This is a genomic window from Terriglobales bacterium (assembly GCA_035561515.1).
In the GTDB taxonomy this organism is placed as follows: domain Bacteria; phylum Acidobacteriota; class Terriglobia; order Terriglobales; family Acidobacteriaceae; genus DATMXP01.
The window spans coordinates 139,654-152,718 of record DATMXP010000052.1; the positions used below are offsets into that span (position 1 = coordinate 139,654).

The window sequence follows — 13,065 nt, forward strand, 5'->3', positions numbered from 1 at the left end:
CAGTTAATCTTCGTCCACGACCGGCATGCTTTTTACCACTTCGCTCGCACGCGGCCGGTTGTCGATTGGGTCGTCCTTGCGGACTTTCCCGTCGCGGAATATCAACTGCCGCTTGGCGAACTGAGCGATGTCGGGCTCATGGGTGACGAGCACTATCGTGAGTCCCTGATCATTCAGTTGCTGGAAGATATCCATGATCTCGACGGAGGTGCGACTGTCGAGGTTGCCGGTAGGCTCGTCTGCAAGCAGAATGGAAGGCTTGTTGACGAGCGCTCGAGCAATGGCAACTCGCTGCTGCTGTCCGCCGGAGAGTTGCGAAGGGAAGTGGTCGATGCGCTCACCGAGGCCAACGAGTTCGAGCGCCTCCCGCGCGCGCTTTTCGCGCTCGCCCTTATCGAGCCGCGCATAAAGCGTCGGCAGTTCCACATTCTCCAGTGCCGTGGTGCGGGATAGCAGGTTGAATCCCTGGAACACGAAGCCGATCTTCCGGTTGCGAATGAGAGCGAGTTCGCGCTTATTCAAATTTGCAACGTCGGTGTCTTCCAGGAAATAGCGTCCACTGCTCGGCTTATCGAGACAGCCGAGGATGTTCATGAAGGTAGATTTGCCGCTGCCACTCGCGCCCATGACGGCGACAAATTCGCCACGGCGAATCTCGACATTGACGCCGCGAAGCGCGTGAACGCGAGTTTCGCCGAGCTCGTAGTACTTGTGGACGTCCTCGACGCGAATAACCGAATCCGAGGATCCGGTTTTCGCGGGAGCAACAAAATCGGAGATGACGGTGGACATAAGGGACTTACCGCCGCGGCGGTCCTCCCATGCCTGGGGCGCGAGCGGTTGCCGCCTTGCTCGATCCGGTAATGAGGGTATCGCCTTCCTTCAACTGTCCCGCGAGTACCTGGACAACCTCGGTGACGGTATGGTCGGTAATGCCGGTTTTGATCTGTACCGGGACAAGCTGCTTATCGGCGGTGAGCTTCCAGACTACTGCACGATCAAGACCGCTGCTTGCGGCATCGCTCGCTCCGGATCCCGCGCCTTTGCCGGCGGGGTTGGCGTTGCCGCCAGCACTCGGAGCGGATCCGCCGCCGGGCTGCTCGCCACCTTGAGCCATACGGCGACGCTGGCCAGACTGCTGCCCGTTATCCGATGGAGCCTGTTGTCCGGCATGCGCGGTTTCCTGTCCGCCGTTAGCGTTCTGGCGACCACGTCCTCCCAGTTGAATACCATTCTTTTGGTACAAGGCACGAATTTCCGTCTGCGGAAGGTCGGGTTTGTAACGCAACGCGCCGTTCGTGACGCGAAGGACATCGTTCGCGGTTGCAACAGGGATACTGATGTAGGCGGTCATGCCAGGGAAGAGCTTAAGTTCCGGATTGTCGAAGTCAATCACGGTGTCGTACGTCACCACGTTCTGAACCGTAGTGGGATTCATTCGCACCTGGGTGACCATTCCGGAGAAGGTGTCGCGCGGGAAAGCGTCGACGCGAAATGAAACCTTCTGTCCGCGTCGAATCTGCCCGATGTCGGACTCGTCCGTCTTCGCGTACACCTGCATCTTCGTAAGGTCCTGGGCGATGGTGAAGAGCACAGGCGCCTGGAAGGATGCTGCGACGGTCTGGCCGATATCGACAGCGCGATTGGTGACGGTACCGTCTATCGGAGCGTAGATGTAAGTGTGCTGCAGATTCGTTTCGGAGACGGAGAGCGCGGCCTGCCGCTGTTGAACTTGGGCAGCGGCCTGCGTAACCTGTGCCTGTCCGGCTGAAACGGCAGCGTCAGACGACTCGGCGTTTGCCTTTGCCAAATCGTATTGCTGTTTGCTGAGGACGCCTTCCTTTACCAGTCCTTGAGTGCGCTCGTAATCCGCCCTGGTCTGAACGGCGGTGGCCTTCGCCTTTTCGAGATTCGCCTTAGCCGCAGCGAGATTGGCTTTCGCGTTTTCGAGGTCCGCGCGTGCCTGGAGCACCTGGCCCTGGAAGATGGAGGGCTCTATCTGAGCGATGAGCTGACCCTTTTTTACGTGCGAGTTAAAGTCGGCAAACAATTTCCAGATCGTGCCAGATACCTGCGAACCGACCTGGACGGTGGTAACGGCGTTGATGGTTCCGGTTGCTTCTACCACCTGGCGGATGTCGCCCTTGTCGACCGTGGCGGTAAAGTATTCCGTCTTTTCCTTGCGGTTCATTCCGAAGGCAGCGAAGAGCACCACGCCGACCACCAGAAGCCCCAATATGAACCACTTACTTTTTATGAATCTCAACGAAGTTAATCCTGACGAAGTATCGCGCAAAATCCATTTAGTGCTGCCTAAGATTGTACACAGCACTACCTAGTACTTAAACGGTCGTTTGAGCGGGAAGTCGCGTATAAAATCCTTGCTAATCAGTTCCTTAGGTGAAAGTTGTATAGACAGGAGGCACGATGGATTGGCAGGCAATGTGGCTGACTTTGAAGCTGGCGCTCATTGTTGCCGCTGCCCTTACGGTGATCGGGCTTCCGCTGGCGTACTGGCTGACGTATTCCCGCTGGCGGTGGAAATTCCTGTTGGAAGCAATCGTGGGACTTCCATTGATTCTGCCGCCGACGGTACTTGGCTTCTATCTGCTGGTGGCCTTCGGGTCGCAGTCAGGCCTGGGGCGATGGTGGATGGAACTAACAGGTCATCCGCTTGCGTTCTCCTTCTCCGGGCTCGTGGTGGGTTCCGTGATCTACAGTCTGCCGTTTGCCGTCCAGCCATTTGCAGCCTCGTTCAGCGCCGTGGACAAAACCTTGCTTGCCGCTTCGGCTACGCTGGGAGCAGGCCGTTGGCGGACGTTCAGACGAGTGGTAATGCCATTAAGCGTTCCCGGAATCGTGACCGGCATCGTGCTGAGCTTCGCCCACACTGTGGGAGAGTTCGGGGTGGTCTTGATGATTGGCGGCAACATTCCGGGCGTGACGCGGACGGTGTCAATCGATATCTACGACCGGGTGCAGGCCGCAGAGTACGGAGCCGCGAACACGACCTCGCTGGTGCTGCTAGCTTTCTCCTTCATAGTGTTGGCATTGGTGTACGGAGTGAATCGAAGGGCATGGACGCTGTCGCCAGTCAAATGAGCGAAACATCGCCGGTATTGGACATCTCGGTTGGCAAGTTGTTCAGCGGATTCTCGCTTGACGTGTCCTTTAGCGTGCCAGCCGGCATCACCATGCTGTTCGGCGCCTCGGGTTCGGGTAAAACCTCAGTTCTGAACTGCGTCGCGGGATTATTGCGCCCGGATCGAGGGACGATCCGGCTGAACTCGGACAAACTATTCGATTCGCAGGATGGAACCGACCTTCCAGTACAACGAAGAAACATCGGGTACGTGTTCCAGGACCTGGCGTTGTTCCCGCATTTGAGCGTCGAAGAGAACGCCGGGTATGGATTGTTCTCGATGGCGGCTCGAGACAGGGAAGCGCGGGTGGGGCAGGTACTGGAGGCTTTCCGCATCGGTCATCTGCGACGTAGCAAGCCAAACAACATTTCCGGCGGCGAGCAACAGCGTGTCGCTTTGGCGCGCGCACTGGTCACCGACCCGAAGGCGTTGCTGCTCGACGAGCCATTGTCGGCGCTTGATCCGGCGACCAAGTCGCACATTATGGATGACCTCCGCGACTGGATACGACAGCGACGCATTCCGGTAATGTATGTCACCCATTCGCGCGACGAGGTCCTTGCACTTGGAGACCGCGTCGTCGCCATGGAAAAGGGCAGGATAGTGGGCGAAGGACTGCCGGCAGAGGTGCTGCGTGCACATCAGCATGAGGCGGTAGCGGCGTGGTCAGGACTGCAGAATATTTTCGAGGGAAGGGTTGTTGCGCATCACGAACCGCAAGGCACCATGACGGTTCGCACGGGCGAAGTCGAACTGGAGGTCCTGCTCGGGCGAAAAGCCGTTGGAGAGCGAGCCGTCGTAGGGATCAGCGCCAATGACGTGATTCTTGCGACGGCAGAGCCGCTGGGCCTCAGTGCGCGGAATGTTATTCCGGGAAAGATTATTGCGATCGAGCAGAAAAGCATGGTAGCGGTTGTTTCGGTGGAATGTGGCGGGGTGAAGTTCCTGGCACATTTGACGCCGGGCGCGGTGCAATCGCTGGCGTTAACCGTGGGAGCGCCAACATGGGTGATCGTGAAGACGCACTCGTGCTTCCTGCTGGCGAAATAAGTCTAGTGCTTACTTTGTGAGCGTGAACGGCCGGTTGTCGAACGGCAGAATCGTCACCTTCAGTGACTTGCGCGCGTCGAACTGATCCTTCGTAATTGGAAAACTGACCACGATCGTGCCCGTCACCTGCTGCCCCGGGTTGATCTTCTGATCGAATTTGAGAATCGGCGCGGTTCCTTTGCCCAAGTCAGGGAATGCCTGGAAGTAGCGTTCCGAGTCGACGGCGGTTGCAGCCGTGTCAGTCTGTTCGCCCTGGTCGGTCTGGACCGTCGCTGAGATTTCCTTGATATACCAGCTCTTTTCGGTGGTGTTGCTGACCGTCAGAGTGATCGCCGACAGGATCGTATTGTCCTGAAGTTGAACGGCGTTAACCTCGCCGATGCCGCCGGCAGCGACCGGTTTTGCGCGGAAGCCGTAACTGAAAATTGCCACCACGACAGCAACAATTCCAAGCGCGATGAAGACAATTCCGACGGGAGGCAGCGTCCACCGGGCGCGGTCGAATTCCTCGGACATGGGCACGTGGGCGCGGTCGTAATCGTCGGGCTTCGGCTTCGGAGTGGGAGTTACCGGCGGATGCTGCGGGACGTTCTCTGGCATGTATCGGCTCCGGCGCAACATTATGCGCGTTTTACTGCATGGAAGCGAGTGCAACTCCGAATTGAGATGCAGATCCGCCCGTTACTGCCGGTTATTTCGGATGTCCCACCGGAATCAGGTAGATGGGACGGCTGCTCGTGGGAAGAGAAAGCAGCTTCCAGACGGCATCGGGATCAAACCCGCCCATCGGGACTGCACCCAGCGACAGCGCCGTTGCCTGCAGCAACAGATTCTGTGCTGCATGCCCGGCTTCAAGGTCGACCCAGCGCGACGCGATTTCGCGGGACGATCCCTGCGCCGCGCGATCGTAGTCTCCAGTGATGATGAATACCGCTGCGGCTGCCGCCGTGGTTGGCTGTTGCGAGAGCCTGGAGCGAACATCGTCTGCAGTTAGCTTCCGGAGTTTGTGGCCCTCGGGAACGTATTGGGAAACGCCATCATGCGTCGCGACATAGATCTGAACGAAGTATCTCGCTCGGGCCGACGGAGCTGTGCGGTGGCCTTTGCTGTCGGTGATCCCCTGCGCTGACCACAGGAGCTGCGAGAGCTCTTGTTGCGTCAGCGGCGTGGGGGTCAACGAACGAATTGAGCGGCGCGTTGCAAGTGCTTCTGTAAGAGACATCCCTCCCTTGAGTTGCGGGGCCGGCAGAGACGCGGTGGTCTGCGCGAAGGCGAATGACGAAAACAGTAGGACGGAAAGAAATAGACGACGACGCATAGGTCCTCCGGTTTGCGGACGTTATACGCGCGCTGATCTATAAAATGCAGTGACGTTGAGTTGTGGAGTAAAGGGAAGAGTCGAGTAGAAATAGGAAAGGCTGTGACATTGGTTATGCTCTAGCCGCCAACTCTTGCGAGGGAGTTAACGACGTGGACGCACGTACCGTCACAGCCCTTGATGCGACCACCGCTTTCGCGGTTCCTGACCCCGGCGGATTTCTCGCAAAACCGTCGGTTTTTTCGGGTCCGGAAGCTCTGCCGGTCACCCGGCCTGGCTAGTCACTCAGTCTACTTCGGATCAGCAACGTTTTAATTTCGCTAACCCTTTCGACCGTCGACGTTGGCGATACTAACGCACCATTAACGAATGTCAATCCCCAAGAATTGTGCAATTGAAGATTTTTAGAAGGCGCAATTTGGCGTCTGCAAGTTGTTGCGAAAATTGGGCGTTCCCTTTTTGGGAATTAATTTCTCCCCATTTCTGCACACAAATTTGCACAGTTGGTACAACGCAAATTTGCACAGGACGAATCTCTTGACCTTAGGAGTTTGTTGCTGCACAGTGTGCATAGGAGTCCGATGTCTCAGTTTGTGGCGTATGTAGATGGCGGTTGTCATGGTAGTCCCGGACCATCGGGCATCGGCGTCGTAATCGAAAAACCAGGCGGCGAGCGCGTCCGCATCGCCAGATGGATCGGCCACCAGGACAACAACGTGGCCGAATATGTAGCCCTTCTCGAAGCCCTTCAGCACGCCATCTCAAGTAAGGCCAAGGCACTGCACGTCTTTTCCGATTCGGAATTGGTCGTAAAACAGATGAAAGGCGAATACGTGTGCCGCTCTCCGAGGCTCTATTCGCTGAACTGGACCTGCCGGAAATTGGCGCGCGCGCTGGAGTTCCGGATCGCCCATATCAGCCGCGAGCTGAATGAAGAGGCGAACGGATTGGCGCATCACGCCATTGTTAATCGTATCGTTTAGTCGATCCCCACTACTTAGTCGATCCCCACCACTTTGCTTCTGCGTTCCACCAGGATTGTGTTGCGCCATTTGCCGAGTTGTTTGCCGATACGCTCGCGGAAACCGACCTGGCGGAACCCTGCGGCCTCTACCATCTTTAGGCTGGCCACGTTCTCTTCCATAATCGAGCCCTGAAGCGTCCAGATGCCATATTTCTCTGAGAGCGGAATAACCGCTGAAATCAGGGCAGATCCCACACGTTTACCACGCGCCCATGACGCGACATACACGCTCAACTCGGCGACACCAGCGTACGCGCTTCGACGCGAACGGCGGGCCAGCGCCGCCCAACCAGCTATGGCGCCATCGTAGCGCGCGACCAACCGGCAGAAGGGAAGATGCGAGCGGTCGAACTCCTCCCAATTGGGCGGAAGGATTTCGAACGTGGCATTTCCGGTGGCGATGCCCTCGAGGAAGATCGAGGAGACGTCAGGCCAATCATCTGCCGTCATGGGTTCAATGGTGATCGGAGAACGGGATGGAAGGGTCGCAGCCATGCGAAGGATGATAAAACTTAAGTGCTTCCGACGAAAGTTCCTGTTTTGTGATCAGTAACCTCCCCGTCCAGAACCATTGGCATAAACGCAAACAGGGCTAAGTGTAGAAAGTCGCCCGCTTGGGGAAAATATGCACGCCCCGAGTCTGCCGTACATTGCGATGCGAAAACGATATTGCCGAACCAGCAAGGCTTTTGCTCTGAGATCCCGGATGGGCTCGCGGTTGCGCTACTTCAAGCCAGATGTTGGGGAGGAAAGTCTACGTGTACAGATCGAAGAACGTAGTTCTGCTTGCAGTGGTGATACTGATGATGGCTGCCGCGAGTGCATGCGGTGGCAATTCCAATAACGCCCTGAGCCCGCAGTTCCAGCCTCAGGTGGCCAACCTGACCGACAACTTCCAGTTCCAGACGACTGGCATCACGAATGTGACACAGACTCTGGACTACAACTGGCAGAACTCCGGAACCCGTGCCTCAATCAACCAGGCGTGCGCGATCACCAGCGGAACTGCGATGCTGACGATACGCGACCCGCAAGGGCTTGTCGTCTATTCCGGAGACATGAAAGCCAACGGCACTTTCACCAGCATTGCTGGAGTGACCGGAGCCTGGCAGATTCACATTGAATTGACGAACACCACGGGCACACTGAATTTCCGCGTGCAGAAGATGTAGTTGGGTTAAACCGGTTCGCGCTTGTTGCGAAGGTAAGCATCCGACTTTTCAATCCAGTCCTGGCGGGGCGGATTGAAGACGTCGAGATCGACCGTGTCCTCAAGCGCGACCGCTTCGTGCGGCATGTTGGGTGGGATGCAAAGAACCTCGCCGGCACGGACGATGATCTCTCTGCCGTCAATACGGAACTTAAGCGCGCCTTCCAAAATGTAAGTGAGTTGTTCGTTGGCGTGACTGTGCTCGGGTACGACGCAGCCCTTCTTCAGTAGCACACGGGCAATCATCAGATCGCCGCCGACGACGAATTGGCGCTGGAGAAGAGGATTGAGATCTTCGAGCGGGATGTCAGTCCAGCGGGAGTGTTTGAGTTTCATTTGAGTTGAGCCCTTTGTGGAATCACCAGCCATGTTTTACGGCTTTCGCAAACTTCTCCGCCGGTAGCGTGTTCAGCACATCATCCTTCGTCAGCCAAGCGCGACGTGCTTGGAGTATGCCGTACTTAATTAGGTCCATATGTGACGTGTGGTGCGCGTCGGTGTTGATGACGATCTTCACACCTCGCTGTTTCGCCATACGCAGGTGCTGGTCGTTTAAGTCGAGTCGGTCGGGATAGGCGTTCAACTCCATTGCGACCTTATGTTTTGCCGCGGCGTTGAGCACGGCTTCCATGTCGAATTTGTAAGCGTCGCGTCGCAGCAGCAGGCGTCCCGTAGCGTGTCCGATGAGGCAGGTGTTCTTGTTCTCGATTGCCTTCAGCAGGCGCTCGGTCATCTGCGCCGGCTCCTGGTTGAAATGCGAGTGGACGCTGGCAATGACGATGTCCATCTGGGCCAGCACTTCATCGGAAAGGTCGAGCGAACCATCGGCGAGGATATCTACTTCAGCGCCGGCAAAAATCTTTATGCCTTCCAGTTTCTTGTTCGCGTCATGAATCTTCTTGATGTGCAGGAGAGCGCGATCGTCAGTGAGGCCGTTGGCCATCGCTAGATTCTTCGTGTGATCGGTGATCGCCATGTACTTGTACCCGCGCGCGCGAGCCGCTTCGGCCATCTCCTCGATCGTGCATTTGCCGTCGGTCTCGACGGTGTGCATGTGGACGTCGCCTTGCAGGTCCTCCTGCTTCAGCAGTTCGGGAATTGCATTCTTCTCGGCAAGTTCGATCTCCCCGCAACTCTCGCGCATCTCTGGCGGAATATAGGCGAGTTTGAGTTTCTTGTAGATGTCCTCTTCTGTTTTGCTTGCGACGATCTTTCCCGCTACACCATCCTTGAACTCCGCCAGGCCGTATTCGTTGAGCGTGTAGCCCATTTTGAGGGCACGTTGGCGCAAGGTGACGTTGTGGTTTTTGCTGCCGGTGAAGTACTGCATGGCCGCGCCGAACGAGTCGCGCGGAAGCAGGCGCACATCTACCTGCATGCCGTTACGCAGGCGGAAGCTGGTTTTGTTATCGCCCTTCGCGAGTATCTCCACGATGCCCGGAAACTTGACCACGTGCTCGATCGCAGCTGCACGCTTGGCATCATCTTCGCAGGCCGTTCCGGTGATGAGGATATCGAGATCGCCTACGGTTTCACGTCCACGGCGCAGCGATCCGGCAGGCGTGATCTTCTCCACTCCCTTCAAAGTCTGGATATTCTCGATTAGCTTCTGGGCAGTGCGATCTGCTTCGTCCAGCAGGAAGCGCCCTGAGATCGAGCGATACGTTTCAATGGACTTGATGATCTTCTGCTCGCTCTTTTCGCTCATTCGGGGAAGCGTACGCAGCTTGCCTTCCTTCGCGAGTTTCTCGACGCCGTCCACATCAGCTACCTGGAATGCGCTCCAGATAAGTTGAATGGTCTTCGGTCCGAGGCCCGAGATCTTCAGCAACTCGAGCATCGACGGCTTGTACTTCGTAAGCAGATCCTGATGCAGGCCAAGTTTTCCCGTACCGCATAACTCCGCTAGGTTCGAAGCCATTCCTTTGCCGATACCCGGAACCTCGAGCAATTTCTTCGGCTCGCAGACGAGGTCTTTGACTTGTTCGGAGAGTCCGTCGATCACCTCTGCTGCACGACGGTAGGATCGAATCCGGAACGGATCCTGCGCATCGATCTCCATCAGATCGGCGGTTTCGTAGAGCACGGTAGCGATGTTCTTGTTGTCCATCGGTCAGTTTCTTTATACCCGAGAAGCGACAGCCAAACCGCCGCTGTCGCGCTCAGAAGAGAGTAGGCGAATTGTACTTGAGCTGAAAAACAAAACCCAGCCACGCGGGCTGGGCGGAGGGGAACAGATCAATTCCTAATTATGCCGATAGCTTATTTACATTCGCTGCTTGCGGACCCTTTTGGCCATCGACGATTTCGAACTCTACATCGTCACCTTCTGCGAGGCTCTTGTAACCCTCGCTGGTGATCCCGGAATAATGAACGAACACATCGGGCCCATCTTCCCGGCCGATGAATCCGTACCCCTTTGCGTTGTTGAACCACTTGACCTTGCCTTGAATTCGAGCCACTTACTCTTCCTTTCGTGCTAGCGCCGGAGTTATTTACGTAGGCGCGGGGGACTGCCTTCCGCACAGTTTAACTCCAGAGTGACTCAAGGAAGCTAGGAAAAAGGGCCCCAGGGGTTCGCTACAGCAGTTACAACGTGTAGAAGGATGTTGAAACTATTCTGCTGCCGTTTCGGTAGGTTGTCAAGAGAGTAAACAGTAAAAAGTCAGCCCTCAGCGGCGTTTTTGGCCGTTTTGTGCTTGCTGAAGCCAGAGCAGGGAGGCGATGGTCTTGGCGTCCCGTATTGCTCCTTTCATAACCATCCGCACCGCCTGAGATAAGGGGAAGAATCTTTTGCCGATGAACTCGTCTTCTTCGGGTTTTGCCTGGCCGGGCCTTAATCCTTCAGCTAAGTAGACGGCCATGGTCTCGTCGAGGAAGCCGGGGCTGACGAAGAAGTAGAGGACGCGCTTCCAGCGGTCGGCGGTAAAACCCGTTTCTTCGATGAGCTCGCGCTTGGCGGCGGGGAGTTCGTCTTCGCCTTCGTCGATGCGACCGGCGGGAAGTTCCCAGATGAAGTCGTTGGCGGTGTAGCGATATTGGCGGACCAGGAGCACACGGGGCTCGCCTTTCGGCTTGGTCTTTGAGCGGGAGAGAAGGGAGCTGTTTTCGACGGCCATCATGACAACCGAGCCGGAGTGGCGGACGATGTCGCGGCGAACCGTAACACCACTTGGTTCCTTCACTTGGTCGGAAGTGATCTGGAAGACAGGTCCGCGATAGGCGACTTTGGAGGAGAGGATCTTGACAGGTTTGCGGGTTGACGAAGGCTTGCGAGTGCGTGGCATCGGAACAATATAAACAACTTACTGACCGAGTACGGATTTGATTTTTGCGCGATTTTTGGTGGGGAGGTCTTCGATGGCGATGGCGAGCAGTGCGCGGTAGATTTGCCCCGTGCCGGGCACGCGCCTGAGGGCCTGGAGATTTCTGGCGATGGTATCGGCGTCGCCGCGGATGATGGGTCCGCTGAAGGAGGCGGCTGGCCCGTTGGCGAGGTAATTCTCCAAGGTTCGGCGCAGGATGGGGCCGATGACCTGGCGGGTCCGGGCCGGTTTGAGGCCGAGCGTTTTGCCGATCCGCTCGGCAGCGGCGAGGTGGGCGATGAGCAGCGGTGAGCTGAAGGTCCCGAGCGCGTGGTAGAGCGGCTTGTCCTCCTTCTTGAGAATGAATGACGTGCCGCCTAATTCTTTGGCGAGGCGTTTTGCCAAGTTGAGGGCGGCGGGATCGCCTTCCAGGGCGAACGCGACGCCCTCAAACGAAGGCTTGGATGACTTGACGAAGGTCATCATGGGATGGACCGCGGCAACTTTCGCGCCCAGCTTCTTGAGAGGCCGCAGTTCGTCGCTGGTCAGAGCACCACTGCAATGGAACACGATTTTGCCTTTCCAGTCTGATCGCTTCGACAGGTCGCGGGCGGTGAAGGCGATGTCGCGGTCGCCGACGCAGAGCCAAACCAGGTCGGCGCTGTATTCGGCGGCGTCGGAGCGGACGGCTTTGGCGCCGATCCGCCGCGCGACCGGTGCCGCGCTCTTGCGATCGGACCGGTAGGCGATTTCGTTCACCCGGAAATCGGCCTTGGCCAGTGCCAAGGCCAGCGCAACGCCGACATTGCCTGCGCCCACGATCGTGATGGACGGCTTCTTACTCATTTCCGGATAGGAATTGTAATCGGGTACTTTCTAATCGGGTAATCTGAAAGCCTCCACGCCAACGGCTTTTGCGTGACCACCAACTGCTGTATTTGGACGAGATGGGGCACCCCTCCCCCTCCCCCCCGGTTTTGCCTTCATATAACAAAACAAAGCAGTTACGCGAGCGTCGGGCTCTACATATATGATTCTAAAGGATTTATAAGTCCTTTGTTTTCATATATGGAGAATCTGTATATGAAAGCAAAGGAGTTAGACAGCGCATATATGAAAACAAAGGGCTTACCAGCTCATCGGTTCCTCAGTTCGTCAGCTTTTCGGTAAGGCAAGTCGTTAGTCCTTAGTCGTTGGTCGTCGGCAAAGACGAAAGGTGGTGAGACGGAAAGTTCGTCTTCACCACCTACATTTTCAGGATAGCAATTTGGGTGGGGGCATTATCATGCCAAGGTTTTGAAATTTATTTTGCGAGTGTTTTCAAGATGTTGCGGGGAAAAGGGCGTCGTGACCCCCTTGACATCACTTACGGGTGGTTGTGCCAATTTGGGAATACCGGCAGGGTTAGGCCCCGGGTAGACTGCGTTTGGTGACTTACGCCAACAACAGTTCGAATCAACTGCTTTCGACGCCTCTGGCGACATTCACCTACGACCAGAACGGCAACATCCTCAGCAAGAATAACTCTTATGGCCTGGCGACATACGCCTGGGATTATGAAAACCGTCTGACGAGCGCGACCACACAAAACGGAGTGATCACGTTCAAGTACGACCCGTTCGGGCGCAGGATCCAGAAGAGCAGCGCGAGCGGGACGACGATCTACGTTTACGACGGGGCAAACGCGGTCGAAGAACTCGACGGGGCCGGAGTGGTGACGGCGCGTTTTGTGCAGGGTGCCGGGATTGACGAGCCGTTGGCGCAGAGCAGATCTGGGCTCAATTTCTATCATGCGGACGGGCTCGGATCGGTCACCTCGATGACAGATGGGGCGGGGTTGCCGAGCGCGACGTATGTCTATGGAGCGTTTGGAACCCTGGCGTCCTCCAGCGGTACGGTTGCGAATCCGTACAGGTACACCGCCAGAGAATACGATCCGGAAACCGGGCTCTATTATTACCGCGCCAGATACTACGATCCGACCATTGGCCGCTTTCTGAGCGAAGACCTAATGC

The 13,065-nt window shown here is 56.7% G+C and carries 15 protein-coding genes; 5 read left to right on the forward strand and 10 right to left on the reverse strand.

Features of this window, described 5'->3' with window-relative positions:
• Positions 1-3 precede the first annotated feature (3 nt).
• Positions 4-792 (reverse strand): ABC transporter ATP-binding protein, encoded by a 789-nt coding sequence (locus tag VN577_22685; protein HWR17654.1) that lies wholly within the window; start codon positions 790-792, stop codon positions 4-6.
• A 7-nt stretch (positions 793-799) separates the two neighbouring features.
• Complete coding sequence (locus VN577_22690) at positions 800-2,266, reverse strand: efflux RND transporter periplasmic adaptor subunit (GenBank protein HWR17655.1); 1,467 nt, start codon at positions 2,264-2,266, stop codon at positions 800-802.
• 161 nt (positions 2,267-2,427) lie between these two features.
• On the opposite strand from VN577_22690, the gene modB reads away from it, so the two are divergent.
• Together modB and modC are read left to right on the forward strand one after the other, a co-directional pair.
• Positions 2,428-3,102 (forward strand): molybdate ABC transporter permease subunit, encoded by a 675-nt coding sequence (modB, locus tag VN577_22695; GenBank protein ID HWR17656.1) that lies wholly within the window; start codon positions 2,428-2,430, stop codon positions 3,100-3,102.
• Entirely contained in the window at positions 3,078-4,193 is a 1,116-nt protein-coding gene (gene modC, locus VN577_22700) for a molybdenum ABC transporter ATP-binding protein (GenBank protein ID HWR17657.1), read from the forward strand. Before modB ends, modC begins: the two co-directional genes overlap by 25 nt.
• 9 nt (positions 4,194-4,202) lie before the next feature.
• On the opposite strand, the gene VN577_22705 is transcribed toward modC, so the two are convergent.
• Complete coding sequence (locus VN577_22705; protein ID HWR17658.1) at positions 4,203-4,793, reverse strand: DUF4352 domain-containing protein; 591 nt, start codon at positions 4,791-4,793, stop codon at positions 4,203-4,205.
• 91 nt (positions 4,794-4,884) lie between these two features.
• Positions 4,885-5,511, reverse strand: a complete 627-nt coding sequence (locus VN577_22710; GenBank protein HWR17659.1) for a SagB/ThcOx family dehydrogenase — start codon at positions 5,509-5,511, stop codon at positions 4,885-4,887.
• Between the two features lie 581 nt (positions 5,512-6,092).
• On the opposite strand from VN577_22710, the gene VN577_22715 reads away from it, so the two are divergent.
• Positions 6,093-6,494: a ribonuclease HI family protein gene (locus VN577_22715; GenBank protein ID HWR17660.1), complete on the forward strand. Its 402-nt coding sequence runs from the start codon at positions 6,093-6,095 to the stop codon at positions 6,492-6,494.
• A 14-nt stretch (positions 6,495-6,508) separates the two neighbouring features.
• Here the strand turns inward: VN577_22715 and VN577_22720 are convergent, their stop codons facing one another.
• Positions 6,509-7,030, reverse strand: coding sequence for a GNAT family N-acetyltransferase (locus VN577_22720; GenBank protein ID HWR17661.1), 522 nt, complete (start codon positions 7,028-7,030; stop codon positions 6,509-6,511).
• Between the two features lie 263 nt (positions 7,031-7,293).
• Between VN577_22720 and VN577_22725 the strand changes: the two genes are divergently transcribed.
• Entirely contained in the window at positions 7,294-7,707 is a 414-nt protein-coding gene (locus VN577_22725; protein ID HWR17662.1) for a hypothetical protein, read from the forward strand.
• 5 nt (positions 7,708-7,712) lie between these two features.
• Here VN577_22725 and VN577_22730 read toward each other — a convergent pair whose 3' ends face one another.
• The 5 genes from VN577_22730 to VN577_22750 all read right to left on the reverse strand — a co-directional run bounded on the left by VN577_22730 (position 7,713) and on the right by VN577_22750 (position 11,896).
• A complete protein-coding gene (locus VN577_22730; GenBank protein HWR17663.1) occupies positions 7,713-8,081 on the reverse strand; it encodes a cupin domain-containing protein in 369 nt (122 codons plus the stop codon).
• A 22-nt stretch (positions 8,082-8,103) separates the two neighbouring features.
• Positions 8,104-9,855, reverse strand: a complete 1,752-nt coding sequence (gene polX / locus VN577_22735) for a DNA polymerase/3'-5' exonuclease PolX (GenBank protein ID HWR17664.1) — start codon at positions 9,853-9,855, stop codon at positions 8,104-8,106.
• A gap of 139 nt (positions 9,856-9,994) precedes the next feature.
• Positions 9,995-10,207, reverse strand: a complete 213-nt coding sequence (locus VN577_22740; protein ID HWR17665.1) for a cold shock domain-containing protein — start codon at positions 10,205-10,207, stop codon at positions 9,995-9,997.
• Between the two features lie 210 nt (positions 10,208-10,417).
• Complete coding sequence (locus tag VN577_22745; protein HWR17666.1) at positions 10,418-11,032, reverse strand: NUDIX hydrolase; 615 nt, start codon at positions 11,030-11,032, stop codon at positions 10,418-10,420.
• Positions 11,033-11,050: 18 nt separating this feature from the next.
• Positions 11,051-11,896: a Rossmann-like and DUF2520 domain-containing protein gene (locus VN577_22750; GenBank protein ID HWR17667.1), complete on the reverse strand. Its 846-nt coding sequence runs from the start codon at positions 11,894-11,896 to the stop codon at positions 11,051-11,053.
• A gap of 583 nt (positions 11,897-12,479) precedes the next feature.
• On the opposite strand from VN577_22750, the gene VN577_22755 reads away from it, so the two are divergent.
• The coding region (locus VN577_22755) for an RHS repeat-associated core domain-containing protein (GenBank protein HWR17668.1) at positions 12,480-13,065 on the forward strand (586 nt) is incomplete at its 3' end.